The following is a 12705-nucleotide window of genomic DNA, read 5'->3' on the forward strand; positions in this document are numbered from 1 at the left end:
CATAATGAAAACTGTTCATACATAATATTATTCCTATAAATTGAAATAATATTTATCATTGTAATTCTGTTACTAATTTTTCTTTAATTGGTAAACACCACAAAGCTGCTAATGTCGCCAATACCATATCGGCATACCACATATATTGATATTGACCAAAATGATCTACAACTAATCCTCCTATGTAAGCCCCTAAAAAAGCACCTACTTGATGAGTAAAAAGTGTTAAACCAAATAAAGTTGCTAAATATTTTACGCCAAAAAGCTTACCAACTGTCGCTGCTGTTGGAGGAACTGTCGCTAACCAAGTCAATCCTAAACCAATCGCAAAACAATAAAAAGTTAACGGTGTGGCTGGCAAGGCTAAATATAGACCAATTAGTAAAGCTCGAGATAAATACATCCAGAATAGAATATATTTACTTAAGAAATGCCCAACACACCAACCTATAAATAAACTTCCTACGACATTAGATAAACCAATTAAGGCTAATGACCAAGATGCCACATCTGATTTTAGTCCCATCAAGGTCACTTCAACTGGTAAGTGAGTCACTAAAAAAGCAATATGAAAACCACAAGTAAAAAAACCTAAATGCAATAATTGGTAACTTCTATTCGCTAAAGCAATGCGTAAAGCATTCTTTAATCCACTTTTCGGTGTGTGAGAATGCTGTTTGACTGGTTTATCAGGAATTGATTGCGTAATACTATATTTTGGTTTACGTACTAATAGATAGGCCAATGGGATAGTTAATAATCCAGATATTGCCAAAAATACCATTGCGCCACGCCAACCAAAAATCGGCGAGGTAATGAAAAACTGCAAAATTGGTGCAAATAAGAATTGCCCAAATGAACTCCCCGCATTAATAATTCCAGAAGATACGCCTTGGAATCGACTTGGAATACGATTAGCTACTAAACCAATCAATACAGAAAAACTACCAGCACCAGAGCCAAATGCTAATAGTAGTCCTATCGTCACTAACAGGCCTGTTTGACTTACCCAAAATGGAAAAATGATACTACCAGAAAATAATAATAAAGCTCCCACTAACAACACCTTAAACGAACCAAAACGATCCGCTAAAGCTCCCATAATGGGTTGGGAAACACCCCACATTAATTGACTTACCGCTAAAGCAAAACTAATTCCAACAATACTAAGGTGTTCTAACTGCGACAAAGGCGGTACAAATACCCCTTGTGACAATCGAACTCCCGAAGTAATTAATAAAATAATTGCTGCACAAAAAACTAATGTCCAGAATGAATTGTGCTTAGTGTGAGGTGTTACATCCATATCTTATTATTTTTCTCGAGCAATCGCACGATAACCAATATCACGGCGATAGAAACGCCCTTGCCAAGTGATGGCTTCAGCTAATTGCAATGCTTTTTGTTGTGCTGCTTTCACGCTATCCCCTAATGCAGTCGCACAAAGAACTCGTCCGCCATTCGTTACAATATGCTCGCCCTGTTGCTCAACACCTGCAAAGAAAACTTTGCCATCAAGTTTTGCTGCTTGTGCTAGCCCCTCAATCACATCTCCTTTTCGAGGCGTATCAGGATAGCCCTCAGCAGCCAGAACAATACCCAATGCAGCTTGTTCACACCATTGTGATTGAACTTGATCTAACTTGCCATCACAAGCGGCTAAACAAAGTTCTACTAAATCAGATTGTAAGCGTAACATAACAGGTTGTGTTTCAGGATCACCAAAACGGCAGTTAAACTCGATCACTTTTGGTTGTCCATTTGGCATAATCATTAATCCTGCATAAAGAAAACCTGTATAGACATTATTTTCTGCCGCCATACCATTCACAGTTGGATAAATCACTTCCTGCATAATACGTTGGTGAATTTCAGGGGTAACCACTGGTGCAGGTGAATAGGCTCCCATTCCACCTGTATTTAGCCCTGTGTCACCTTCACCAACACGTTTGTGATCTTGGCTCGTTGCCATAGGTTCAACGTTTTTACCATCGACCATCACAATAAAACTTGCTTCTTCACCATCAAGGTACTCTTCAATTACCACACGACTTCCCGCTTCACCAAACGCATTACCAGAAAGCATATCTTTCACGGCAGCTTCTGCTTCAGCTAGTGTCATGGCAACAATTACGCCTTTACCAGCAGCTAAACCATCTGCTTTAATCACGATTGGTGCGCCTTTCTTTTGCAAATAAGCTAATGCAGGTTCAACTTGGGTAAAAGTTTGATATTCTGCTGTCGGAATATGATGACGAGCTAAAAAATCTTTAGTAAAGGCTTTTGAACCTTCTAATTGGGCTGCGGCTTTGGTTGGACCAAAAATCTTTAAACCTGCCGCACGAAACGCATCAACCACACCAATAACTAATGGTGCTTCAGGGCCAACAATCGTTAAATCAATTTGTTGCTGCTTAGCAAACTCCACTAAAGCCGTAATATCGGTTGCACTAATGGCAACATTTTCCACTTTTGCTTCTTGTGCCGTACCAACATTTCCGGGTGCAACAAATACTTTTTCTGCTAATGGTGATTGGGCTACTTTCCAGGTTAAAGCGTGTTCACGTCCACCATTTCCAATAATTAAAATTTTCATTTAACACCTTATTTATATTTATTTATGAAATAACTCTTTTTGCGTTGTAAATCTTTTTAGATCATCTTCTGATAAATCAGAAGCACGACCTTGCCACTTATTCTTGTGTGGGTAGAGCTTATTGTAACGACAAGGTTTACCTTTTTCTGGATTACAAATAGAAAGATACTCACGCATCACTATATAATCTGTCAGTAAAGAAAAATGATTTACTCCAAATATATCTTCTTCCTTAGGTTTTTCTTGTGGTCGCCAAGAATGCCAATGATGAAAGTTATAATCTTCTCCTTCCAAGAAAAAATTTAATGCGGCTTCACCATAAGGTGCATTAGGTAATTTTTCTGGGCAATAATAAGCAACTGCCACCGCTTTACCTGGAAAAATATTACTTAATAACGGTTCAATCTCTGAAAATCTAATTGTAGGACATTTTTCTTGTAATGTGCCTAACGCAAATGCGATTAAATCGAGCCAACTTCCCATATGATGCGGATAACGTGAATCACTTATAAGATACGTTTTCCAAGAATCAACTTTGTCTTTCGCATCTGTGTATTCTGTTACATATATCCCTTTAGGATCTCCAGAAAAGAAAGCCAGCTTAGATTTCTGTGGCGGAGGAAAATCAATTTGCTCCCCTTTAATCTCTATTTTAGTTGCTGCGTGAACGCTTATTGGCAAGCTAATAGCAATTAATAACAATCGTCTTAATAGAGGCACTCTTGCTTCCTTATAACTATTAAATTAGTGTCTAAAATGACGCATACCTGTTAATACCATCACCATATTATGTTCATCTGCGGCATCAATCACTTCTTGATCACGAATTGAACCACCTGGGTGAATCACACAAGTTACGCCGACTTTCGCAGCAGCATCAATACCATCACGGAATGGGAAGAATGCATCAGACGCCATTACTGTACCTTTTACTTCTAAACCTTCATCTTCTGCTTTAATACCCGCTATTTTTGCAGAATAAACTCGGCTCATTTGTCCTGCACCAATCCCAATAGTTTGATTATTTTTTGCATAGACTATTGCATTTGATTTCACATATTTTGCCACTTTCCAGCAGAATAAAAGATCTTTTAATTCTTCGTCTGTTGGCTTACGTTTACTCACCACTTGTAAATCTTCTAACGCAACCATACCAAGGTCGGCTTCTTGCACTAATAAACCACCATTTACCCGTTTAAAATCTAAACGTGGTTGACGTTGTTGCCATTCACCACATTCTAAGACACGAACATTTTTCTTCGCTTTTAATACCTCTTTCGCCTCAGCAGAAATCACTGGGGCAATAATCACTTCTACAAATTGGCGTTCAATAATCGTTTTTGCTGTTTCAGCATCTAATTCACGGTTAAATGCGATAATGCCACCAAATGCAGAAGTTGGATCAGTTTGATACGCTCGATTATAGGCTTCTAATAAATTTTTGCCTAAAGCGACACCACAAGGATTAGCGTGCTTAACAATCACACAGGCTGGCTCATTAAACTCTTTCACACATTCTAATGCCGCATCGGTATCCACAATATTGTTATAAGACAATGCTTTACCTTGTAACTGTTCAGCCGTTGCCACACTCGCTTCTTTTAACTCTTTTTCAATATAAAATGCCGCATTTTGATGTGAATTCTCACCATAACGCATGGTTTGTTTACGAATAAAATTCAGATTCAAGGTGCGAGGGAATTGACCACAAGGGTTATCAAGTTCCTCTTGTTCTGCACCAAGATATGGTTTAACTAAACGACCGAAGTAATTCGCAATCATTGCATCATATTGCGCGGTATGTTCAAATGCCTTAATTGCTAAATCAAAACGTGTAGCAAATGTTAATGAATTTTGGTTTTGATCCATTTCTTCCAAAATTGCAGCAAAATCCGCATTATTCACTACAATCGCAACATCTTTATGATTTTTTGCAGCGGAACGCACCATTGTTGGTCCGCCAATATCAATATTTTCTACTGCATCCTCTAAGGTACAATCTGGTTTTGCGACGGTTTGAGCAAAAGGATATAAATTCACCACCACCATATCGATACGATCAATATGATGTTTAGCCATTACTTCATCATCAATCCCACGACGACCTAAAATGCCACCATGTACCTTTGGATGTAAGGTTTTCACGCGCCCATCCATCATCTCTGGAAATTGCGTGTAATCAGATACTTCCGTTACCGTTAAGCCATTTTCTAAAAGTAATTTAGCTGTACCGCCTGTAGAAAGAATTTGTACACCACGTTGAATTAAACCTTGAGCAAATTCAACAATACCAGTTTTATCGGAAACACTAATTAAAGCACGTTGGATAGGACGTTGTTCCTGCATTATTTATTCCTTTGTTTGATATGAAAAAAGATGAGAAAATTTGCGGGCATAAGTATAAAGCAAACGATTGCTTTTATATAGTCTTTTCTTGAAATATCTTAATAACAATATTTTAAATTTTTTCTGTGACCGACCACAAAGAAATTAAGATTGCCACAAGACAAGTTTTCGAGAAATGATTATGATAATTTTAATATATTCACCTATGTTGTTAAGGAGTGTTTTATGCAAAACTGGACTGAAGAAATGTGGCAAATTTTGCTCATTGGTTTAATTGTAGGATTTTTTATTGGTTATCTCGTTGCTCGCTTTACCAATGGTAGCGTTAAAGCACAAAAACAAGCCCAACAAGATCTCAGAAAAGCGCAAGACACTATTGCAGAACAGAAAGAACAATTAGAAAAACATTTTGTTGAAGCATCCGATTTAATGAAAAGTTTGGCGCACGATTATCAAAAGTTATATCTACATTTTGCTAATAGTTCGACCAATCTTTTACCAGATAACCACAAAGAGATTTTCGCGCTTACTCAAGAAAATCCAGCATCAACAGAAAAACCAAAACAAGAACAACCAAAAGATTATTCTGAAGGTTCTTCTGGTTTATTCAAACACGAAAGTTAATAGTGAAAAAACAAACGCCAGAACATTTAAATTCTGGCGTTTATTAATTTAAGTTTAAAAAACTTCACTATCCGCAAAGAAATAAGCAATTTCTCGTTCTGCCGAAGCGATTGAATCTGAACCGTGTACACTATTTTGACTGCCATTTAAAGCAAAATCATGGCGTAATGTACCAATATGTGCCTCTGCAGGATTAGTTTTCCCCATTAAAGCACGATAATCCACAATGGCATTCTCTTTTTCCAATACTAATACCACGATCGGTGTTGATGTCATAAAGCTGACTAACTTTTCAAAAAAGGGTTTCCCTTGATGTTCTGCATAAAATCCAGCTGCTTGATCTTGGGTTAATTGCACCATCTTCATTGCAACAATACGAAATTTAGCTTGTTCCAAACGATTAATAATAGTTCCAATCATTTGGCGTTCAACAATATCAGGTTTAATAATCGATAAAGTGCGTTCTAATGCCATTGTATCCCCTCGCTATTCAACAGAAAGTAATAAATTTGCTAATGTTTTCATCCCAATACCTGTTGCACCAACTGCCCATAATGGTGAACCAGCTTTTCGGAATGTTGCTGAGCAGTCAATATGCAACCAATTTTGTTGGTAATTTGCGACAAAGTAAGATAGAAATGCAGCTGCGGTACTTGCTCCTGCTGGTGTATTCACACTCGCTGTATTCGAAATATCTGCAAAAGAAGAACTAATTTGTTCACGATGAAACTCTTCAAATGGCAAACGCCAGAAAGGTTCATTTTCTTCTTTAGCAGCTGCAAATAACACTGCAACTAATTGATCATCCATAGATAAAACAGAATGGTAGTCATTGCCAACAGCGACTTTTGCTGCACCAGTAAGGGTTGCACAATCCACAATAAACTTCGCATTTTGTGCTGATGCATCAATTAACCCATCTGCTAAAACTAAACGTCCTTCTGCATCAGTATTTAAGACCTCAACACTAACACCATTACGATATTTGATAATATCTCCTAGTTTAAATGCTTTACTGCTCACTAAATTCTCTGCACAGCAAAGATAAAGTTTCACACGTTGTTTTAAACCTCGTGCAATCGCAAATCCTAACGCCCCAGTTAATAATGCTGCACCGCCCATATCAGAACGCATAGAATCCATACTATTGCTCGGTTTAATGCTATAACCACCTGAATCGAATGTAATGCCTTTACCCACTAAACAAGCTAATACAGGCGAATCTGCCTCGCCCGTTGGGTTAAAATCGAGTTGTAACATTGCAGGGGAATTATGCGACCCTTTACCCACTTCCCATAAACCATAATAACCACGCTCTTTTAACTCTTCACGACTGATAATATGGTAACTGACACAGCCTTGCCCAACATAGTTATCTGCTTGTTCAGTAATAAATGTTGCTGCACGGCGAGCTAATTCTGTCGGCGTAATAATTTCTGCTGGTAAGTTAATGATTTCACGAACAAAATCACTACAACGAATACGTTCATATAATTCTGCTTCATCGTCTTCTTCTAAAGAAGGAAACTCAACAGCAAAATTTTGTTTTGCCGTATAAAAACCTTGATAGAATGCCCAACAGGCCTCTAAATTCCATTCTTCACCAACTAACTCAACGTCATCAATCCCTTGATTACGCAATTTTTTTGCTGCTTTTTGAATATCGGTTACTGTACGTTTTTCAGTAATATGTACACAAGCCTGCTCATTTTGAAAAGAAAGAAGTGCTTTCTCACCCCATACTGCTGACGCAGGTAGTGATGAAAGTTGAATTTTCATTGTCATAATAGTTATTGCCTTAATAAAGAAGAAAGCGAATTACTGGAATCAGTAACTCGCCTAAATATGATTAGATAACAGAAACGTTTAATGAACCGCTAGTACCAACAAGTTGAACTCTTGCACCTGGTACAAAACTTGGATCTGCTTTTTGTACTACTGCAATACGTTGACCATCATCTTTTTGGATCACTAGCTCAACCCCAGCGGTTTGATCCACTTTTTGTTCCACTTTATTACCAATTACTGCACCAGCTACTGCACCTACAGCTGTTGCAACAGCTTTACCACTACCACCGCCAATGGTTGAACCTAATACACCACCTAATACACCACCACCAACGGTACCAATTGCACCTTGTGAACGGCTTTCACCTTGGATTGTTACTGGACGCACAGAAACAATTCGTCCATAAGCTACTGAACGAGCTTCTTTTGCTTGTCCACCTGAATAAACACTACCGCTATATAAATCTGAATTTGAACAGCCAACTAATGTTACACTCGCTAACAGACTGGCTACTAATGCGATTTTTTTCATATTTATCTCCTTCATTTTGAGGTTATTATTCTGACATCACAATCTGCTTAATTGCATAAGGATGTAATTTTATTGTTGCAAAATTACTTTTGTCTGCCAATTTTATGGCAACTGCAGGATTTGGTAAACCTTCTCCAACCGCTTTATGACAGCTTTTTTTCAAAATAATTCGCTCGGTTACTGGTGCTAATAACGTTTCTATTCGTGCAAACCATTGTTCTATGGTTTCATCGGTAATAAATGGCAACACGAATTCAATATGTTCCCAACCTTGTTGCGGATAATTTTTCTCATTAGGAAATGGTAATTCTACAACCCTCACCTCTTGCCCTAAAATAAGCAAAGGCTTCTCTAACTCATATAAATAGATAGGTCGTCCATTAATCTCATTATTGCTTAATAATGTCGCCTCTTCGGCAAAACAGGCTTGCCACTGTTTTGCCATTTCAACATCATTAACGCGTAAGGCAATATGATCAATTTGTAAATTCAATCTGTTTATTCCTGTCATATCAAGGATTTGTTGGAACAGGGGTTGAATTTCAATAAGTTGATTTAATAAGGCAGGGTATTGTTGGAAAATTTTTAAAGTTGTCATAACGCAATTTATTTCTTACTACTTTTCTGATGGCTTAAACCCTAGTATCATTACGAGTTTAAATTTATTGGTTCAATTCAAAAAGCAAAAAGGCATATATTCGTGAATATTCAAACCATTCTATCTGAAAAAATTAAACACGCAATGATCGCAGCAGGTGCAGATCAACAAAGTGAAGCCTTAGTTCGCCCATCAAATAAAGCACAATTTGGCGATTATCAAGCTAATGGCATTATGGCTGCTGCAAAAAAATTAGCACTCCCACCTCGTGAATTAGCACAACAAGTTGTTGATAAACTTGAACTTGGCGAAATGATTGAAAAAGTAGAAATCGCTGGTCCTGGTTTTATTAATATTTTCTTAAATCCAGCTTGGTTAGCCGCACAAAGTAATAATATGCTTGCTGATGAAAAATTTCTTTTCTCTGCAGTAAAACCACAAACTATTGTTGCTGACTATTCTGCACCCAATGTTGCTAAAGAGATGCACGTTGGGCATTTACGTTCAACGATTATCGGTGATGCAGTCGTACGCACGTTAGAATTTGTTGGACACCATGTCATTCGTGCAAACCATGTTGGGGACTGGGGCACACAATTTGGAATGTTAATTGCTTACCTAGAAAAAATGCAGAATGAACACGCTTCTGATATGGAATTAAGTGATCTGGAAGCATTTTATCGTGAAGCGAAAAAGCACTACGATGAAGATGAAGCCTTTGCTGAAAAAGCGCGTGGTTATGTGGTCAAATTACAAGGTGGTGATGAATATTGTCGTACAATGTGGCGCAAATTAGTTGACATTACTATGCAGCAAAATCAACGCAATTATGATCGGCTAAATGTTACCCTAACGGATAAAGATGTGATGGGGGAAAGTTTATATAACCCAATGTTGCCAAGCATTGTTGCTGATTTAGAGGCAAAAGGTTTAGCGGTAAAAGACGATGGTGCGGTTGTTGTCTTTTTAAATGAATTCAAAAATAAAGAGGGTGATCCACTCGGTGTAATTATTCAGAAAAAAGATGGTGGGTATCTCTATGCCACCACAGATATTGCTTGTGCAAAATATCGTTATGAAACCTTACATGCAGATCGTATTTTATATTTTACTGACTCTCGCCAAAGCCAGCATTTACAACAAGTTTGGATTATCGTGCGTAAAGCAGGTTATGTACCCGAAAGTGTTTCGTTAGAACATTTCAATTTCGGTATGATGTTAGGTAAAGATAATAAACCTTTCAAAACGCGTACTGGCGGAACAGTGAAATTAGCTGATTTATTAGATGAAGCAGTTGAGCGTGCTCAAGCCTTAATCAGTCAAAAATCAACACATCTTACCGCAGCAGAACAACAGCAAGTCGCTGAAGTCGTCGGGATTGGAGCAGTCAAATATGCTGACTTATCAAAAAACCGTACGACTGATTATGTATTCGACTGGGATAATATGCTTACCTTTGAAGGAAATACCGCACCTTATATTCAATATGCTTATACGCGTATTCGTTCCATTTTTGCTAATAGTGGTATTGCAGCTGACAACTTAACAGGGCATATTCAAATTACAGATGAAAAAGAGCGTCAACTTGCTTTAACCCTATTAAAATTTGAGGAAGCAGTAACCACTGTCGCTCGTGAAGGGACACCACATATTCTTTGCGGTTATTTATATGATTTAGCGGGGGCTTTCTCTTCTTTCTATGAGCATTGTCCGATCCTCAATCAAGCAGAAGAGGTTAAACAAAGCCGTTTAAAACTTGCTGCATTGACCGCTCGAGTCTTAAAACAAGGCTTAGATCTATTAGGAATTAAAACAGTCGAAAAGATGTAACTGTTAATAGGATCAGCAATTTTTTATCAAATATCACTATAATGGGCAGACAATCTAAACTGCCCATTTTTATCGGTGATTTATAAGGAAATGGTATGTCAACTCCACACCAGCACTTAGTTCAACAACTATTAAAACAACTTGAGCATTTTTCTCGCTATGATTCTCGCCAATTATTAACTGTTGCGTTTGAACCTACGATTTTTTTTGAGTCTTTTCAGCCACTAGGTTTCTATCTTGATGAAATTCAACAAAATATTGAAAAATTAGCACAAGTAGAAAATGTACAAGTCATCGATTACCTTGCCGAAAAAATTACTACCCAATTTAGAGTATTATTTGATGCGTTAAATCTTGAACAAACGGCACAAACTCACAACCCAATCGCACAATCTTCACCACAAAAAACAGCCAATACGAAAGATAAAAATGCGGTATTCCATCTTCCACCAGAACAGCGGATTCATAAATATTATGAGTTTTTAACCCGCTTTAATGATCAGCTGGCTTATTTAGAACAGCAACAACAGCAAACCACAGATCCGCAACAAAAAGCCTTTTATCAGCAACATATTATTCACTATCAACAACGCCGCGAACGCTGCCTCGCTGCGATTGAACAGTTGGAAGAGTATTTAGAATTTAAAAGCCAGCAACAAGAATCTTAAAAAATAAAACAAAAAAAGTATGGCGATTTCTCACCATACTTCAGATTACCTATTTATTGCACTTAATGGATAATTAACGCCAAGCTTTAAACTGATTAATTAATCCATTGGTTGAGCTATCGTGTGAGGTAACTTCCTCATTTCCTACCAATTCAGGCAGAATTCGGTTGGCTAATTGTTTACCTAATTCCACACCCCATTGGTCAAAAGTAAAGATATTGAAAATGACACCTTGCACAAAAATCTTATGCTCATACATTGCAATTAATGCCCCTAAAGTAAATGGGGTAATTTCACTGAGTAAAATTGAATTGGTTGGTTTGTTACCTGTGAAAACTTTAAATGGCACAATATGTTGTACATCAGCCAGATTTTTTCCTGCTTTCACAAACTCTGCTTCCACTTCTTCTTTAGTTTTACCAAATGCTAATGCTTCAGTTTGTGCAAAGAAATTAGATAATAATTTCGTATGATGGTCGCCTAAAGGATTGTGCGTTTTGGCGGGTGCAATAAAATCACAAGGAATTAATGTTGTCCCTTGATGGATTAATTGATAGAACGCATGTTGACCATTCGTACCTGGTTCCCCCCAAATAATTGGGCCAGTTTGATAATTCACTACATTACCATTGCGATCTACATATTTTCCGTTTGATTCCATATTACCTTGTTGGAAATAAGCCGCAAAACGGTGCATATATTGGTCATAAGGCAAAATCGCTTCAGTTTGTGCACCTAAGAAGTTGGTATTCCATAAGCCAACCAATGCTAAGGTCAATGGAATATTTTGTTCTACTGGTGCAGTGCGGAAATGTTTATCCATTTCGTGAGCGCCACTCAATAACGCTTCAAAATTTTCAAAACCAATAGATAATGCAATAGAAAGCCCAATCGCAGACCAAAGTGAATAACGGCCACCTACCCAATCCCAGAATTCAAACATATTGTCAGTGTCAATACCAAATTCCGCTACGGCTTTCGCATTCGTTGATAATGCTGCAAAGTGTTTTGCAATGTGAGCTTCATCTTTTGCTTTCGCTAAGAACCATTCACGTGCAGAATGGGCATTGGTCATAGTTTCTTGCGTAGTAAATGTTTTAGAAGCAACCAATACTAAAGTCGTTTCTGGATCAACTTTCTTTAATGTTTCTGCAATATGTGTACCGTCCACGTTAGAAACAAAATGCATAGTGAGATGATTTTTATATGGACGTAATGCTTCTGTTACCATATACGGTCCTAAATCAGAACCACCAATCCCAATATTAATCACGTCAGTAATCGCTTTTCCGCTATACCCTTTCCACTCACCTGAAATCACACGATCACAGAAACTTTTCATTTTCGCTAATACGGCATTTACTTCTGGCATTACATCTTTGCCATCAACATAAACTGGGGTATTGCTACGATTACGCAATGCCGTATGTAATACCGCACGATTTTCGGTACGATTAATTTTTTCGCCAGTAAACATACTTTCTGTTGCTTCTTTCACTGCGGTTTCTTCAGCTAATTGACGCAATAGTTGTAAAGTTTGTTCGGTTAAACGGTTTTTAGAAAAATCGACTAAAATATCTTGTTGAAATTTTAATGAATATTTAGCAAAACGATCTGCATCTTCAGCAAACAGTTGTTGAATGGTTACATCTTTCATTGCTTGTTGATGTTGCAATAATGCTTGCCACGCTTTGGTTGAGGTTGGATTAATATTTTTCATACA

General features: G+C 37.6%; 12 protein-coding genes. 3 read left to right on the top strand and 9 right to left on the bottom strand.

The annotated features are described in order from the left end of the window. Nucleotides 1-55 precede the first annotated feature (55 nt). From ACFFHT_RS06155 to purH, 4 genes are read right to left on the bottom strand one after another with little or no spacing between them, the layout of a single operon-like run. On the bottom strand, nt 56-1306 hold the full coding sequence (locus ACFFHT_RS06155; RefSeq protein ID WP_382374471.1) for an MFS transporter: 1251 nt from the start codon (nt 1304-1306) through the stop codon (nt 56-58). A 6-nt stretch (nt 1307-1312) separates the two neighbouring features. Continuing rightward, complete coding sequence (gene purD / locus ACFFHT_RS06160; protein ID WP_382374473.1) at nt 1313-2596, bottom strand: phosphoribosylamine--glycine ligase; 1284 nt, start codon at nt 2594-2596, stop codon at nt 1313-1315. Between the two features lie 18 nt (nt 2597-2614). After that, the gene (locus ACFFHT_RS06165; protein WP_382371321.1) at nt 2615-3316 is read right to left on the bottom strand and encodes a hypothetical protein; all 702 of its coding nucleotides are present in this window, start codon (nt 3314-3316) and stop codon (nt 2615-2617) included. Nucleotides 3317-3340: 24 nt separating this feature from the next. Continuing rightward, complete coding sequence (gene purH / locus ACFFHT_RS06170) at nt 3341-4942, bottom strand: bifunctional phosphoribosylaminoimidazolecarboxamide formyltransferase/IMP cyclohydrolase (RefSeq protein WP_382374475.1); 1602 nt, start codon at nt 4940-4942, stop codon at nt 3341-3343. 225 nt (nt 4943-5167) lie between these two features. Between purH and ACFFHT_RS06175 the strand changes: the two genes are divergently transcribed. Next, nucleotides 5168-5566 carry a Z-ring associated ZapG family protein gene (locus ACFFHT_RS06175; RefSeq protein WP_382374477.1) on the top strand — a complete coding sequence of 133 codons (399 nt, stop codon included), beginning with the start codon at nt 5168-5170 and terminating at the stop codon, nt 5564-5566. 54 nt (nt 5567-5620) lie between these two features. On the opposite strand, the gene ndk is transcribed toward ACFFHT_RS06175, so the two are convergent. The 4 genes from ndk to ACFFHT_RS06195 all read right to left on the bottom strand — a co-directional run bounded on the left by ndk (nt 5621) and on the right by ACFFHT_RS06195 (nt 8484). Beyond that, a complete protein-coding gene (gene ndk, locus ACFFHT_RS06180; protein ID WP_382374479.1) occupies nt 5621-6040 on the bottom strand; it encodes a nucleoside-diphosphate kinase in 420 nt (139 codons plus the stop codon). A gap of 12 nt (nt 6041-6052) precedes the next feature. Then, a complete protein-coding gene (gene pepB / locus ACFFHT_RS06185) occupies nt 6053-7351 on the bottom strand; it encodes an aminopeptidase PepB (protein ID WP_382374480.1) in 1299 nt (432 codons plus the stop codon). 64 nt (nt 7352-7415) lie between these two features. Beyond that, on the bottom strand, nt 7416-7886 hold the full coding sequence (locus ACFFHT_RS06190; protein ID WP_382374482.1) for an outer membrane lipoprotein: 471 nt from the start codon (nt 7884-7886) through the stop codon (nt 7416-7418). Between the two features lie 25 nt (nt 7887-7911). Then, a complete protein-coding gene (locus ACFFHT_RS06195; RefSeq protein WP_382374484.1) occupies nt 7912-8484 on the bottom strand; it encodes a VOC family protein in 573 nt (190 codons plus the stop codon). A gap of 102 nt (nt 8485-8586) precedes the next feature. On the opposite strand from ACFFHT_RS06195, the gene argS reads away from it, so the two are divergent. Together argS and priC are read left to right on the top strand one after the other, a co-directional pair. Next, the gene (gene argS / locus ACFFHT_RS06200; RefSeq protein ID WP_382374486.1) at nt 8587-10314 is read left to right on the top strand and encodes an arginine--tRNA ligase; all 1728 of its coding nucleotides are present in this window, start codon (nt 8587-8589) and stop codon (nt 10312-10314) included. A gap of 95 nt (nt 10315-10409) precedes the next feature. Continuing rightward, nucleotides 10410-10982 (top strand): primosomal replication protein PriC, encoded by a 573-nt coding sequence (gene priC, locus ACFFHT_RS06205; RefSeq protein ID WP_382374487.1) that lies wholly within the window; start codon nt 10410-10412, stop codon nt 10980-10982. Nucleotides 10983-11055: 73 nt separating this feature from the next. Here priC and pgi read toward each other — a convergent pair whose 3' ends face one another. Continuing rightward, entirely contained in the window at nt 11056-12702 is a 1647-nt protein-coding gene (pgi, locus tag ACFFHT_RS06210) for a glucose-6-phosphate isomerase (protein WP_382374489.1), read from the bottom strand. Nucleotides 12703-12705: the final 3 nt, after the last annotated feature.

It is taken from the genome of Gallibacterium melopsittaci, assembly GCF_042433085.1.
In the GTDB taxonomy this organism is placed as follows: domain Bacteria; phylum Pseudomonadota; class Gammaproteobacteria; order Enterobacterales; family Pasteurellaceae; genus Gallibacterium; species Gallibacterium melopsittaci.

Bases quoted from the DNA above. Each gene is read 5' to 3' on its own strand.
- ACFFHT_RS06155 (WP_382374471.1), bottom strand. From the start codon at position 1,306: ATGGATGTAACACCTCACACTAAGCACAATTCATTCTGGACATTAGTT.
- purD (WP_382374473.1), bottom strand. From the start codon at position 2,596: ATGAAAATTTTAATTATTGGAAATGGTGGACGTGAACACGCTTTAACC.
- purH (WP_382374475.1), bottom strand. From the start codon at position 4,942: ATGCAGGAACAACGTCCTATCCAACGTGCTTTAATTAGTGTTTCCGAT.
- ACFFHT_RS06175 (WP_382374477.1), top strand. From the start codon at position 5,168: ATGCAAAACTGGACTGAAGAAATGTGGCAAATTTTGCTCATTGGTTTA.
- ndk (WP_382374479.1), bottom strand. From the start codon at position 6,040: ATGGCATTAGAACGCACTTTATCGATTATTAAACCTGATATTGTTGAA.
- pepB (WP_382374480.1), bottom strand. From the start codon at position 7,351: ATGACAATGAAAATTCAACTTTCATCACTACCTGCGTCAGCAGTATGG.
- ACFFHT_RS06190 (WP_382374482.1), bottom strand. From the start codon at position 7,886: ATGAAAAAAATCGCATTAGTAGCCAGTCTGTTAGCGAGTGTAACATTA.
- ACFFHT_RS06195 (WP_382374484.1), bottom strand. From the start codon at position 8,484: ATGACAACTTTAAAAATTTTCCAACAATACCCTGCCTTATTAAATCAA.
- priC (WP_382374487.1), top strand. From the start codon at position 10,410: ATGTCAACTCCACACCAGCACTTAGTTCAACAACTATTAAAACAACTT.
- pgi (WP_382374489.1), bottom strand. From the start codon at position 12,702: ATGAAAAATATTAATCCAACCTCAACCAAAGCGTGGCAAGCATTATTG.